7 protein-coding genes are annotated in these 15,547 nt (G+C 34.0%); 6 read left to right on the forward strand and 1 reads right to left on the reverse strand.

Features of this window, described 5'->3' with window-relative positions:
- The first annotated feature begins 140 nt into the window (after positions 1-140).
- From ACTNDN_RS19360 to fapR, 6 genes are all read left to right on the forward strand, one after another.
- A complete protein-coding gene (locus ACTNDN_RS19360) occupies positions 141-6,563 on the forward strand; it encodes an SDR family NAD(P)-dependent oxidoreductase (RefSeq protein WP_441131846.1) in 6,423 nt (2,140 codons plus the stop codon).
- Positions 6,564-6,617: 54 nt separating this feature from the next.
- Positions 6,618-9,905 (forward strand): ACP S-malonyltransferase, encoded by a 3,288-nt coding sequence (gene fabD, locus ACTNDN_RS19365; protein WP_441131848.1) that lies wholly within the window; start codon positions 6,618-6,620, stop codon positions 9,903-9,905.
- 45 nt (positions 9,906-9,950) lie between these two features.
- Positions 9,951-10,646: a 4'-phosphopantetheinyl transferase family protein gene (locus ACTNDN_RS19370; RefSeq protein ID WP_441131849.1), complete on the forward strand. Its 696-nt coding sequence runs from the start codon at positions 9,951-9,953 to the stop codon at positions 10,644-10,646.
- Positions 10,647-10,709: 63 nt separating this feature from the next.
- The gene (locus tag ACTNDN_RS19375) at positions 10,710-11,975 is read left to right on the forward strand and encodes a hydroxymethylglutaryl-CoA synthase family protein (protein ID WP_441131851.1); all 1,266 of its coding nucleotides are present in this window, start codon (positions 10,710-10,712) and stop codon (positions 11,973-11,975) included.
- A 558-nt stretch (positions 11,976-12,533) separates the two neighbouring features.
- Positions 12,534-12,689, forward strand: a complete 156-nt coding sequence (locus tag ACTNDN_RS19380) for a hypothetical protein (RefSeq protein WP_441131853.1) — start codon at positions 12,534-12,536, stop codon at positions 12,687-12,689.
- Positions 12,690-12,928: 239 nt separating this feature from the next.
- Positions 12,929-13,537: a transcription factor FapR gene (gene fapR / locus ACTNDN_RS19385; protein WP_441131855.1), complete on the forward strand. Its 609-nt coding sequence runs from the start codon at positions 12,929-12,931 to the stop codon at positions 13,535-13,537.
- Positions 13,538-14,204: 667 nt separating this feature from the next.
- Here the strand turns inward: fapR and ACTNDN_RS19390 are convergent.
- Positions 14,205-15,320, reverse strand: a complete 1,116-nt coding sequence (locus ACTNDN_RS19390) for an NADH-dependent flavin oxidoreductase (RefSeq protein WP_441131856.1) — start codon at positions 15,318-15,320, stop codon at positions 14,205-14,207.
- Between the last annotated feature and the right edge of the window lie 227 nt (positions 15,321-15,547).

The raw sequence follows: 15,547 nt of genomic DNA on the forward strand, positions 1-15,547 counted from the left end.
CATAAAAATGATGGAAATAATTATGAGAAGTGAATCAACAAATTCTGTGATATGTAACTGCTATGCAAAATTAAACTGTCCATCCATTATTCTGTATTTCGGACATAAATGGGGAGAAACGAAAGGAATGAGAATAAAAAGTGGAAATATTCGAATCTAGCCAAGAGTTAAAAACATTAGACCTGATAAAGGATCAAGGAACATACGTTATAACTGGTGGCCTAGGTGAATTAGGAATGATATTTGCACATTACCTAATTAATAAGGCGAAGGTAAGACTAGTAATTACAGGACGGAGTAAGTTAAAAGAGGAAAAATATATTAAGTTAAAAGAGTTGGAAAATTACGGGGGAGATATTCTTTATATTCAGGCAGATATTTCAAAGAAGGAGGATGTCAAAAATCTAGTTAGTAAAATAAAAGAAAAATATGGAAAAATAGACGGGGTAGTACACTCAGCAGGGGTAATTAAAGATTCGTTTGTACTGAAAAAAAGTAAGGAAGAGATCGATGCTGTCTTATCTTCTAAAGTATTTGGTACTCGATATATAGACGAGGTATTAAAAGATGAGCCCCTTGACTTTTTTATTCTGTTTTCCTCCATTGCTTCCGTTTTAGGTAATGTAGGACAAAGTGATTATGCGTATGCAAATAGTTATTTAGATTATTTCGCTCAATGGCGAAACGATCAATGCAAAGCAGGAAAACGTTTCGGTAAAACACTATCTATTAACTGGCCATTATGGGAAGACGGAAGAATGAGTGTTGATAACGAAAAACTAGAGATAATGAAAGATAGTATGGGAATGATTCCTCTTTCCAAAAAGAGTGGGATTCTCGCATTCGAGCATGGGTTAAACCAACATGGGTCACAATTTATCGTGGTGAATGGAGAAAAAGATAAAATTAATACTGCTATGAAGCCAAAATTAGAAAACGAAAAAATATTATTTGATAGAGACGATAATGAAATAGAAATGGAAAAGGTATCTAATTTAGCAGCTTTACAGAATAAGGAATTGTTGACTCACACAGAGAATTTTTTAAAAAAACTAATAGCTGAAAAAACAAACATAGATGTGAAACGGATTAGAAATGACGAGTCCTTTGGGAATTATGGAATTGAATCAGTTACAATCATGAGTTTGACAAAATCAATGGAAGAAAAAATTGGTGAACTTTCAAAAACATTATTTTTTGAATATGATACCACAAGAGAGCTAGCACATTATTTGATTGAAACAAAAACCGAAGCGTTAAAGAAGCTGTTTAGCTTAGATACAAGATCTAGAATAAAATATAATCATACTAAAGAACAAATTGATAAAAAAACGGAGAAGAGAGTCACTGAATCCATAACAAAATCTATACAGTCTAAGTCGATTTCAATAGGGAAACAGGTAAAAGAAGTTAATGACGAAATTGCAATAATTGGAGTAGCAGGTAGGTATCCTATGGCTCAAGACTTAGATGAATTTTGGGAAAATTTAAAAAAGAGGAAAGATTGTGTTACAGAAATCCCAACTGATAGATGGGATCATAATATGTATTTTAATCCTAATAAAGGAACTATTGGGAAAACGTATAGTAGATGGGGAAGTTTTATTGGTGATGTTGATAAGTTTGATGCTCATTTCTTTAATATCTTACCTAATGAAGCAAAGTTTATTGATCCTCAAGAACGATTGTTTTTAGAAACAACTTGGAATGCCATAGAAGATGCTGGCTATTCTAGTAATTCCCTTAAAGGAAAGAAAATTGGTGTATTTGTTGGTGCAATGTATGGTCTTTATCAGTTGTTAGAAACGGAACAATTTGGAGATAAGGTTTCAGGACGTTCTTCCTTTGCATCAATAGCAAATAGAGTTTCCTATTTCTTTGATTTTCACGGACCTAGTATGGCGCTAGATACTATGTGTTCATCATCATTGGTTGCTCTACATCAGGGCTGTGACAGTATTCGAAAAGGTGAATCGGAGATGGTTATTGCCGGAGGTGTTAATCTAGCACTTCATCCAAACAAATACATACAGCTTAGTATGGGGAATTTTGTTTCTTCTGATGGGAAATGTAGAAGTTTTGGAGAAAATGGTGATGGATATGTTCCAGGTGAAGGCGTAGGAGCAGTAATATTAAAGCCACTCAAGAAAGCAGTGGATGATGGTGACCAGATTTATGGAATTATTAAAGGAAGTTCGATTAATTCTGGGGGACGGACTAGTGGGTATACAGTGCCAAATCCAAATGCTCAAAGTGAACTTATTAAGGAAGTTCTTCATAAAGCGGAAATTGATCCTCGAACAATTAGTTATATTGAAGCTCATGGAACAGGAACTTCTTTAGGTGATCCAATTGAAATAACTGGGCTGACAAAAGCATTCCGTGAATTTACTGAAGATCATCGCTATTGTCCTATTGGCTCCGTAAAATCCAATATTGGACATTTAGAATCTGCAGCCGGAATAGCTGCATTGACAAAAGTATTATTACAGCTGAAACATAAGACGCTTGTTCCGTCCATACATTCTGATAATTTGAATCCTTATATTGATTTTAATAGTACTCCATTTTACGTACAACAAACGCTACAGGAGTGGAAACAACCAATTGTATCTACTAAGGATGGTGAGAAAAGCTATCCTAGAAGAGCTGGAATAAGTGCTTTCGGTGCTGGTGGTGCTAATGCTCATGTAATACTTGAAGAATATATTCAAGAAGAGCCATCATTACCAATAAAAGATGAAAAACCGATACTTTTTATTCTATCTGCAAAGAATAAGGATAGGTTAGCTATTTATGCAGAAAAACTAAACAATTTTCTTGATAAATATTCAATTAGTAAAAAAGAAGGGGCAATTACTGGTGAAGAAGCGGAGTTGGGCGAAAACTCTATAAAACTACTTATACAAGAGGAAATTGCTGAGTTACTATCTGTTACACAGTCTGTAATTGCTGATAATGTATCATTTAATGAATATGATCTTGATGTTTATAATAGGAATATTCTGTGTGAACGACTTCAAATCAAGCTAGGTATAGATATACCTACTGAAGTATTGGTTTATTGTAATACTGTCAGTAGTCTCGCTAAGTATATATGTAAATGTCACAAAAATGATAGAAAATTTGAACCTTTTGTGGGATCAGAAGGTGATGCATTTCTTCATGATCTAGCATTTACGCTTCAGGTTGGACGTGACAGTATGATAGAAAGACTAGCAATATTGGCCAGAAATATAAATGAATTACAACAGGGTTTGACAGATTATAAAAATGGTAAGAAAGATAACCCTAATGTTAAGTACGGTAATATCAATGATTATATCGAGAAGTTTGATGCTTTATTAAACGGTGATGTTCTTAAGGAGCAAATAGAAAGATATCAAAGGAAAAAGGACTTATCAAAGCTTGCAGAATTTTGGGTTATGGGAGCAGATGTTGATTGGAATATGATTTATGAAAATCAATATCGAAAAAGAATTTCGCTTCCCACTTATCCTTTTGAGAGAAAAAGTTACTGGATAATGCCAATTAGTAGTGATAATCGGCTAATTCCTAACCCACAAGAGGGTAATACTAGTAAAGCTGTCTATCAAAATACAAATATTGTAGATGAAACACCTACAATTAATAGGCAGACAACGACTATGAAAATAAATATGGAAAAGGTAGCTGAAAAGTCGATTGAAGATATGATGTTGGATTATTTAAAGCAGACTTTTTCTGAAGTTCTTCAATTACCAGTTGATTTCATTCGTCCGACTGAGAACTTTGAATCTTATGGAATTGATTCTATTCATATAAATCAACTTAATAAACATTTAGAAAAAGAATTTGGGAAGTTACCATCGACATTAATGTTTACATATAAAAATTTAAAAACGTTAAGCAAATATTTTGTCGATAAGGAAAGAGAAAAGGTTCATTCGCTACTAAATTCTATGGATAACTATGAAGAAGTAGGAGTTAATCAAGAGACTACAATTAATTTTTCAGAGCCAGTAGAAAATAAAGAAACAACTTTTGAAAATGAACGGGATATTGCCATTATTGGTTTAAGTGGTAAATTTCCAAAAGTCGAAGACATGGACGAGTTTATCTATAATCTGATGCAAGGGAAGGATAATATTACGGAAATTCCAAAGGAGAGATGGGATTATAAACAATATCCTGATATTACCTGTAAGTGGGGCGGATTTGTAGAAGATGCTGATAAATTTGATCCACAATTCTTTAGTATTTCACCTAGAAATGCTGCATTTATGGATCCTCAGGAACGACTGTTCTTACAAGCTGTCTGGAGCTGTCTAGAGGATTCAGGATACACACCAGAATCCTTGGGAGATCCAAATGATGAGGAATACCGTGGTAATGTGGCAGTTTATGCAGGAGTGTCGTTTAACTCCTATGGACTTTATGGAGCGGCTGATATGGAAAGGGGTATATCGGTTCCACTCAATTCACAAATCTATTCCGTTGCCAATAGAGTATCCTATCTTCTTAATCTGAAAGGACCTAGTTTATCAGTTGATACAGCATGTTCTTCTTCACTTTATGCTATTCATCTAGGATGTGAAAGTATATTAAGGGAAGAATGCGATATGGCAATAGCTGGTGGAGTTAATCTTACTTTGCATCCTAGTAAGTATATAACATTAGACTCGGCAAAGTTTTTAGCTTCAGACGGTCATTGTAGAAGCTTTGGTGAAGGTGGAGACGGTTATGTACCAGGGGAAGGTGTTGGTGCAGTCTTATTAAAGCCACTGTGGAAGGCTAAAAGGGATCAGGATCATATCTACGGTGTAATTAAGGGTTCTGAAGTAAATCATGATGGAAAGACAAATGGTTTTTCAGTTCCAAATCCAGTTGCTCAGAAAGAAGTTATTAAAAAGGCGTTGAAGAAGGCAAAAATTGATCCGAGAACCATTAGCTATGTTGAAGCACATGGAACTGGAACATCTCTTGGAGATCCAATTGAAATAACTGCCCTTACGGAAGCTTACCGTGCATACACTACTGAAAAGCAATATTGCTCTATAGGTTCAGTTAAATCCAATATTGGCCATTTAGAGGCTGCAGCAGGAATATCACAAGTTGCTAAAGTGCTTATGCAAATGAAACATAAAGTATTAGTCCCTAACAGACTTAATAGCAAACAAATTAATTCAAATATTGACTTTTCGGAAACACCATTTCGTGTTCAATCTGAGCTTGAAGAATGGAAAAAGCCTCAAATTGGTCAAAAGGTGTATCCTAGACGATCGGGGTTAAGTTCGTTTGGTGTTGGAGGGGTAAATGTTCACATGATTATAGAAGAATATGAGCCTGAGAGGGAGTATTCTAAGTCGAAAAATCAAAATTTATTAATTATTCCTTTATCTGCTAAAAATGAAAATGTGTTATTACGATATGTAACTAAGTTCTATACTTATCTACAATCAAGGATGAATCAAGAGGGAAAAGTAGAGAGTTTCCATTATGAACTCCCTGACATTAGAGATATGGCATTTACGCTACAACTTGGCCGTGTAGCCCATCCTTATAGAGTTGTATTTGTCGCATCGGAATATCATGAATTAATGCAGTTGATGGAATTATATGTGAATAAAAAAGGGGATCTGAATGATAGTATACAAGGAATTATAAAAGCAAAGGCCATATCTGCTAGAGATAAAGTAAAATTAGGTATTAACGCTATACCAAAATCAAGTGATATCTATGAGCTAGGAAATCAATGGGTGCAAGGATATGATGTTAGATTTAATGAATTATATAAGGATTACTTCCCAAATCGTGTTTCACTTCCAGTATACCCTTTCGAAAAGGAAAGATATTGGATGTATAATTCTTCAAGTTATGAGGAGCGAAATGATGCTAGCTCGACTATCCGTATCCAAGAAAAGAATACGAATAGTTCAACAAATAATATCATTACTGAAAGTAGTCAATCTAATAACGTCGTAATTAATACAGTCGAAAATTTAATAAAAGGGAGTAAATCTAAATCTAGTCCAGTGAGTGAAAACGCTGAAAATATATTAAAAGAGCCAGTAGATAATGAAAGTTCCTACAGTAGTAGAGATAGGGAGTTTCTGTATCTGTTAGCTGATGCCTTTGAAGGTGAGCAGATTCCCATTTTAATTAGTTATATTCAAGATATTTTTGCTTCGTTATTAGGTTTTACTGAAGGGAGATTACCAGATCCGGAACAAGGATTTTTTGAATTGGGTTTAGAGTCAGTGGCAATTGCTGAGGGATACAATCTGCTACAGACGAGGTTTGATTTAGAACTGGATGATCAAATATTTTTTAACTACCCAAATATTAAAGAATTAGCAGAACATCTACTATCATTGTTAGATTTAGAAAACATAGAACCTTTAGTAAAAGAGGAAGCTGCAGCATCGATGGAAACGGAGAAGATAGATGAAAATGTAAGTAAACACTTGTCCATTGAAGAAATGAATGAAAATGCTTTCGATGATGTAATAATGAACAAGCTTGACGATATGAGTGAAAATGAATTAATAGCCATGCTAGAAAAGGAAATTGCAAATGAATAGAATATAACGATTAATCTATCATTATTTTTATCCTATTAAGGTGGAGGAAATAAAATGAAGAAAATATTTTTGTTTGCAGGACAAGGTTGTCAATATTATGGCATGGGAAAAAGCTTATATGGGAAAAACATTGATTTCAGAAGATACGTAGATGAAGTAGATGAGGAAATAGTTAATAAGATAGGTTTATCCATACGAGATATTTTATTTGATAAAAGGAAAGATCGAAGTGAAGCGTTTTTACCGATACTTTATACAAGTTTGGCAATCTTTATGTATGAATACTCTGCAGCAAAAATGATGATTAAGAATGGTATTATCCCTGATGGCATGATTGGGAGTAGTTTAGGAGAATTTAGCAGTGCTGTCGTTTCGAATATGATTGATATGGAAGATGCTATAAGTTTAATAATACAACAATCTAAATTAATTATGGAAAAAGCGCCGGTTGGTGGAATGATAACTGTTTTTGATGATCCCTTATTGTTTGAAAGTCGTAGAGATATTTTCAAAGATGTTGAGCTCATATCTGTCAATCATAGGAAAAATTTCGTAGTATCAGCAAATCTAGAAAGTATTATAGCTTTGGAAAAGTTATTGAATGATAATCAGATTCTTCACTACAAGCTCCCTGTTCAATATGCATTTCATTCAAGTGAAGTTGAATGCTTACGTGAAGAATATCTTAGCTTAGTTGATAATTTCCCCTTAAAACTACCTAAGTATGAAGTAATTTCCGGTATAACAGGAGAGCCACTTAGGCATGTGAATCCAGACTATTTTTGGAGGGTTCTAAGGGAGCCAATTAACTTTAAAGAATGCATTACTAATTTGAATAGTGATGAGTGTATCTTCATTGACTTATCTCCAGATGGAGAGTTAGCTATGATGTTGAAATATATATTACCAAATGATAAAGAAGTGTTTAAAATTGCATCTATATTTAATGTTGATATCGATGTAGCTAAAGTTATGAATGAAATAAAGGAAAGAGGAGGCAAAAAGATGAAGGCATATGTTTTTCCTGGACAAGGCTCACAGGTTAAAGGGATGGGAGCTGAGCTATTTGACGAATACAGTGAATTCACAAAAAAGGCTGATGAAATTCTTGGATACTCCATAAAAGATCTTTGTCTGAATGATCCAGAAAATAAGCTGTCACAAACTGTGTATACACAACCGGCACTATTTGTTGTAAGTGTATTATCCTATTTGAAAAAGATGGAAGAAGGCGAAGGTGAACCAGATTATTTAGCTGGACATAGTATCGGTGAGTATGCAGCATTGTTTGCATCAGGAGCTATAGACTTTGAAACAGGCCTAAAGCTGGTTAAAAAAAGGGGAGAATTAATGTATCAGGCCACAGGTGGTCAAATGGCTGCAGTTGTTGGGTTAACAAAGCACCAAGTTGAAGAGATTATAAGAGACAATAACTTTACGAAAATTGATATAGCTAACATGAATACACCAACTCAAATAGTGATTGCAGGTTATAGCGAGGATATTCAAAAGGCTAGTGAAGTATTTACTAATAATAGTAATTGCTTTATGTATAAAATTCTTAATGTTAGTGGCGCATTTCATTCAAGATATATGCAGCCAGCTATGGAGGAATTTAATCGATACCTTAAAGAATTTACATTCAATGACTTAAAGATACCTGTTATATCAAATACTTATGCTAGACCTTATAAAAATTCAAGAATAATGGAGACATTATCAAAACAGTTGGTGTCATCTGTTCAGTGGACGGATAGTATTAGATATCTGCTAATGAAAGATGTACAGGATATTGTTTCTGTAGGTCCTGGAAGAGTTGTTCAGGGAATGGTGAACAGTATTATTCGAGAAGCAGAACCAATGACTATAGCAGAAGCGGAGGTGGCTTCATCTATAGAGGTTATAGGTTTGGATGAAAAAAATAACTTGGAAGAAATCCAGGTTAAAGAAACCATTTTGCCTTTAGAGGAACTGAAATTTCATAATAGTTATGAAATTTCACCAGAAATGCTCGGTGATCGTTCATTTAAAGAAGAGTACAATTTAAGATATGCTTATACACTTGGTGGAATGTATAGAGGTATTTCAGGGGAACGTTTAGTGATTGTAGCTGGTAAAGCTGGTTTACTAGGGTTTTATGGGACAGTTGGTGTAGAGTATTCAAAGATTGAAAATGCGATTATAAAAATACAGGATGCATTACAAAATGGTGAACCCTATGGTTTCAATTTGTCTGCTGATTTAATTAACCCTGAAAGGGAAAATAGAATATGTGACTTATTTCTAAAGTATGGTGTAAGAACGGTTGAAACTTCAGGCTATGTTAGCATTACGAAGCCGTTGGTAAAGTATAGAATTAAGGGACTGAAAACAAATAGTACAGGTGATATCGTTGTTCCAAACCGAATTATTGCCAAGTTATCAAGACCAGAGATAGCGGAATATTTTATGAGTCCTCCTCCACATAAAATTGTTGACAATCTATTACTAGAAGGGGAAATTACAGAAGAAGAAGCAGAGCTAGCTCAACATATATCGATGGCAAATGATATATGTGTGGCAGGAGATTCAGGTGGACATACGGACGCAGCTAATGGATTTGTGTTGTTGCCTTCAATTGTTCGTTTAAGAAGTGAAATTGTAGAAAAATATGGTTATCGTCACAAACTTCGCATCGGTGTTGGCGGTGGTATTGGTACTCCAACTGCTATCTCTGCTGCATTTATGATGGGAGCTGACTTTATAACAACAGGGTCTATAAATCAATGCTCTGTTGAAGCAGCTATTAGTAGCACTGCTAAAGATATGCTGAGTTCTATTAATGTACAGGATACAGGCTATGCTCCTGCATGGAATTTATATGAAACTAGCAGTAAGGTTCAAGTTTTAAAAAGAGGAACATTATATCAGGTTAGAAGTAATAAATTACATTCCATCTATACTAATAACGATTCGATAGAAGATATTGATGAAAAAGTAAAAAAGCAAATTGAAGATAATTACTTTAAAAAAAGCTTGGACGAAGTCTACGATGAGGCGAAGCTTTATTTTGACCCAAAAATATTGGAACAAGCTGAATTAAATCCTAAATTGAAAATGGCGATTACTTTTAATTGGTATTATATAAAGTCAGCACAGTGGGCGTTACACGGTGAGGAAGATAATAAAACGGATTTTCAGATTTTATGTGGTTCTTCACTTGGAGCATTTAATCAGTGGGTTAAAGGAACGAAGATGGAGGACTGGAGAAATAGACATGTTGATGAAATAGGTATCTTGCTAATGAATGAAACCGTCTCGCATATTAATAACTACTGTAAAGGATTGTTAAACGTACATTGAATCTACGCTTACTATCATTGTGTCTTAGAATAGAGGGAGGAATTAATGTCAGAAGTATATGCAATAGATATTAATGAAGTGGTGGAGGAAAAAATTTATAGTGAATTGTTTCAAGTTTTATCAGAAGAACGAAAAGAAAAAACGAATAAATATAAATTTCAAATTGATGCTAAAAGAAGTATTTGTGCAGAGGTACTTATTAAGTTCATAGTTAGTCAAAAGTTTAATAAGTCTGATTCTAATATAAATATCTTATTTAAATATAATTCATATGGAAAACCATATTTTGATGGTATAGAAGGCTATTATTTCAATATTTCTCATGCTGGTAAATGGGTAGTTTGTGCATGGAGTGAAAAAGAAATTGGAGTTGATGTTGAAAAGATAAAGGATATTGATATGGGGGTGGCCAAACATTATTTTAGTCAATCAGAATATTTGGAACTTATCGGTAAAGAAACGGACGAAAGAAAAAAGTTATTAATTGATTATTGGACCTTAAAAGAAAGCTATGTAAAATACAAAGGTAAAGGTTTAGCTATTTCTTTAGATAGTATTAGTTTTTACTTTGAGAATGGAAAAGTATACTACAATAGCGATTTCGAGAGGGAAAACATAATTTTTCATACGTTAGATATTGATAAGGAACATAAACTGTCTGTATGTTCAATGGATCCATTTTTAGAATCAGTAAACTATGTATCTTTGGAAAAAATATGGAAAACATTATGCGGTTTTTAGGATATTCGATTTGTAGTTTTACTAATCGAACTTTTAAAAATATATTGTGAGAGGATATTGCAAATGAATGAACGTATAGCTGGAATTGAATCAATAAATTTTTATGGAGGATCAGCTTTTTTAGATGTTCAAAGTCTTGCAAAATATAGAAACTTGGATACTGAAAGGTTTGAAAATCTATTAATGAAAGAAAAAACTGTACCTCTTCCCTACGAAGATCCTGTATCATTTGGAGTAAATGCTGCAAAACCTCTTATTGATAAACTGTCTGAGCAGGAAAAGGATCGTATAGAAATGGTTATTACTTGTACAGAATCAGGCATAGATTTTGGAAAATCTATAAGTACATATATCCATCATTACTTGGGTTTAAATCGTAATTGTCGTCTATTTGAATTAAAGAATGCCTGTTATTCAGGAACAGCAGGTTTTCAAACGGCAGTAAATTTTATATTATCACAAGCATCCCCAGGAGCAAAAGTATTAGTGGTTGCTACTGACTTGACAAGATTTTCAACGGCGGATGCGGGGGAAGCACTAATGGCAGACTGGTCTTTTGCAGAACCATCAGGGGGAGCGGGTGCCGTAGCTATGATAGTGAGTGATAAACCAATTGTATATCAGGTTGATGTAGGAGCAAATGGATATTATGGGTATGAGGTGATGGATACTTGCAGGCCAATTCCAGATAGTGAAGCTGGAAATGCAGATTTATCACTTATGTCCTATCTGGATTGTTGTGAAGCTTCTTATATAGAATATGAGAAGCGAGTAGAAGGAGTGAATTACAAAGACTCTTTCCACTATTTGGTTTTTCATACTCCGTTTGGTGGAATGGTAAAAGGAGCCCATCGTAAAATGATGCGCAAAATGTGTAAAGCCAAGCCAGAGGAAATTCAAATTGATTATAATCAGAGAGTATTCCCTGGGTTAACATATTGTCAGCGTGTTGGTAATATTATGGGAGCTACTGTATTTTTATCCATGTTAAGTACCATTGATTATGGGTCCTTCGAGTCACCCAAGCGGCTTGGCTGTTTTTCTTATGGATCTGGCTGTTGTTCAGAATTTTATAGTGGAATTGTCACCAGCAGTGGACAAGCTAAAGTACAGGAGTTAGGAATCAAGCAACATTTAGATGAACGTTATGAATTATCAATCGAGGAGTATGAAGAGTTATTAAGCAGTAATATTTCAATTATGTTTGGGACACGAAATGTAAAATTGAATCTAGATTTGATACCTGGGGTTCTTGAAATAAATAAGAGGAGAGGACGACTGGTTCTTAATGAAATAAATGAGTATCACAGAGAGTACATTTGGCTCTAGGATATTGTGATTAAAAATTACTTATAAAGAAGATATTCTTAATTTTTCTAAAAATTCAAACAATTAAACTAGCTAATTTGGTATAATATTGGTAATGCAACTTTCTCAACACGAATTATGGAGGCTGTCACTTTCCTAGGCAGCCCCCATACTCCATTGTCATAATTAACTAATAATAGATGATATGATTTGCGATTTTATCATTCTGTAGCCAGTTAATTTAACCAGCACCTAAAAAACAACTACCCATTAGTTCGCTGATTTCATCCAAGTCTATAACAAAATAAAATAATCGTTTGAACTGGCCATGTGTTGCTAGATAAAAAGATATGGATATACGGTGGGAAAATAATATATCCTATTAATCTTTTATGAGGAAGGATTAATTATTTAACAAAGTCTTAAATATCCTAACGCATGGAGGGAGCTTTGCTTGAAAAATTAATACTTACAACGTTTGACTATTTTTTCTATGATAATCATTTTAAAAAGAATGTAACAATTTATTAAGTTACCTTTTATAAGGTTACGCACTAACAAAGGAAGGTGAGGTATTCAATGAAAAAAGATCAGATAATAATATTGAGCATGTTGGGATGTGCTATGTTTTACGGTTTGATAAATCAAAAACAAATTGATATTAAAAGTATTATTAATAAAAAATTAGGTAAAACAAGAAGGAAATATATAGAAATCCATCGAGAATCGTTATAAGTATGTCTAAATGTAAAAGAACACATAAGGTGATTTACTAATTAATAAATTGTACAAGTTATTATTATAGAAATAATAACTATGCTATAAACAAATGATTGTTTTTAAAGTTTAGGTGATTGGTTTATAGTCCTTAGTTATTGTTTGTATTTTAAGAAGATTGAATTCTTAAAAAATATAATCTATAGAAAAGTTGGTAATGTATTCAATAAAGTTTATTTTCAAAAGGTGTGTGTCAGATGGAAAAAAAAGAGAAGCGGCAAGCATTAGTAAAAAATACGATTTCCGAAACTCCATTTATAAAGGATGAAGAGTTAGCAAGCAAGTTTAACGTAAGTGTACAAACAATACGATTAGACAGACTTGAATTATCAATTCCAGGATTAAGGGATCGAATAAAAAAAATCGCTGATTATAGTCTGAAGGATGAGATTCGTTCATTACCGATTGAAGAAGTAACAGGTGAAATTATTGATTTAGTACTTGATAAGTCTGCAATCTCCATTTTAAAAATAGAAAGGCACGAACATGTATTCAGTCGTAATCAGATTGTTCGAGGGCATTTTCTATTTGCACAAGCAAATTCATTAGCTGTAGCAGTTATAAATGATGAACTAGCGTTAACTACCAAGGCTAACATACTCTTTACAAAACAAGTTAAACAATATGAGAGAATAATTGCAAAAGCTAAGGTAAAAGAAACAGATTTAAAAAAACAACGTACAACAGTAGAAGTTAAAAGTTATGTTGGAGGAGAAGTAGTATTTTCTTGTGAATTTGAAATTTACAGATCTAACTTGATTGGTTTAAAAGCCGAACAAAGAACTATGAGTTTAGTATCGAAGTAATCTTGATTGGTTGTATATCTTTCGAAACATATAAGACAAATAAGCGAGTGAAAGTCCCATTTGATATTTTAACTGCTGTATCCACACAATGGAATATTATAGACATATTAAAGGTTCCTATGAAGCAGTTCAAAATAAGCTTGTATTATGTTGTGTTTTTTATGTTAATTCATATAAATAGACCTGTATAATTGATATAACCCACTTTTGTTATACAGGTTTATTTTGAAATATCTCTAGTAGTTTTATGGATATTTAATTTCGGTAATTTTTTTATTAAAGGTCCAACCTCTTTCAACTACATTTAAACAATGTGTGCCTTCCTATAATTTAAGAAATTAATTTTCCACATCTCTATAATAATATCCCCATCTATTTTATTATTGGTAGTTTATACTTTTTGTATTACGGGATTAAGCTGAAAAATGATAGGCAAAAGGATATTAGCTGCCCATTCATCGTTAGTTTTCTTCTATTTCTATTTGGGGCTTTTAGTTTTTTTGATTATGTTATAGGAAAACTAATAGTTGCCGTACCTCTTATTGTCTTTATATTCGGCAATAAATTTTTAAGAAAAATGGAAAGGAGGAAAAAAGCTTAATCCTTGTGTGAAAAAGCACCTACTAGTGATAAACAGGTGCTTTTCTGTGTAAGTGTGCAAGTTTCCTTAAACTCCAGGAAACCATCCAGGTGTATGGATAATAGCATTCCAAAGAGGATCAGGAATGACAAGCTCTTTTTGCTTTTCTTTATTAATCGCTGTAACAATCGTTTCTTCTTTTCCATCGGCGATTTTTTGTACCCAGTGGGGGTCAATAATAAGCTCTCTACCTAAAGCGAGAAGAGGAATTCCTGATTCTAGAGCTTGATTTGCATCTGATGCGCTGTAAATTGAACCAACGCCGATAAGTGGAACACGATTATTGATTGTTTCAAGCAAATAAGCGATGCGCGATTTTGATAGGTCTTCCACACCTCTTCTTGGCGTGGAATGGAAATCTTGGAGCGAAACATGCAAGTAATCCAAGCCTTTGTCTGCTAGTTTATCGACTAGGGCAAGGGTATCTCCCATTGTAATTCCCGGTGTCTCGGGTTCCTCTGGGGAAAATCGATAGCCTACAATGAACGGAGAGGTAGCGTATTTGTCAACAACACTTTTTACTTTGTTAATAATCGCCAATGGAAAAGTCATTCGTTTTTCAAGGCTTCCGCCAAAGCGATCTTCACGATGATTGGAATGAGGAGAGAAAAATTGCTGAATAAGGTAGCCATTTGCTCCATGAATTTCCACACCATCATAACCAGCTTCAATCGCACGACGTGTAGTCTCCCCGAAAGCATCAATGATTGCTTCGACTTCCGATACTGATAAAGCTCGTGGAGTTGGATTTCCGCTTCCTTCAGCAGGTATGTTACTAGCACTCACAACATCCCCATTCACTAAGGCAGGAGGACACATCCGGCCACCATGGAAAATTTGGAGAACTGCTTTTGCGCCTTGTTCTTTAATACGTGAAGCTAATTTCGTTAGGCTAGGGATAAAGTCGTCACTATAGGCAGCAAATTCACCTGGGAAACCTTGGCCATTACGCGTAACGTTTGTACATGCAGTAATGACCATACTTACTCCCGGAGAACGATGTGCATAATAGTTCACTTCTGCTTCTGTAACAGTCCCATCTTGATTGGAAGAAAAATTGGTCATTGGAGCCATAACTACTCTGTTTTTAAGTGTTACTCCATTGGGAAAGGTAAACGAAGATAATAGCTCATTTTTAATCATCTATTTATGCTCCTTTTTAAAAGTATAAGCGTAATCATAAACAAATTAATCCATTCTGTAAATTATATTGCTCTGGTAGTTTTTCCGGATTTTAGTTTGAATAAACGTGGCAAACAATTTTTCAGGGATTTCAGGAAAGTATGAGTAAAATGTTTGTGGGAGAATAAATATCCTTTTTGTCTAGTTGGGGGACTCGTCCCCCAACTAGACAAAAAGGCCACCAAGCG

The organism is Niallia sp. HCP3S3_B10 (assembly GCF_052064465.1).
Taxonomy (GTDB): domain Bacteria; phylum Bacillota; class Bacilli; order Bacillales; family Cytobacillaceae; genus Niallia; species Niallia hominis.

Coding starts and splice junctions, on each gene's coding strand:
- fapR (WP_441131855.1), top strand. CDS start 12,929: ATGGAAAAAAAAGAGAAGCGGCAAGCATTAGTAAAAAATACGATTTCC.
- ACTNDN_RS19390 (WP_441131856.1), bottom strand. CDS start 15,320: ATGATTAAAAATGAGCTATTATCTTCGTTTACCTTTCCCAATGGAGTA.
- fabD (WP_441131848.1), top strand. CDS start 6,618: ATGAAGAAAATATTTTTGTTTGCAGGACAAGGTTGTCAATATTATGGC.
- ACTNDN_RS19375 (WP_441131851.1), top strand. CDS start 10,710: ATGAATGAACGTATAGCTGGAATTGAATCAATAAATTTTTATGGAGGA.
- ACTNDN_RS19380 (WP_441131853.1), top strand. CDS start 12,534: ATGAAAAAAGATCAGATAATAATATTGAGCATGTTGGGATGTGCTATG.
- ACTNDN_RS19370 (WP_441131849.1), top strand. CDS start 9,951: ATGTCAGAAGTATATGCAATAGATATTAATGAAGTGGTGGAGGAAAAA.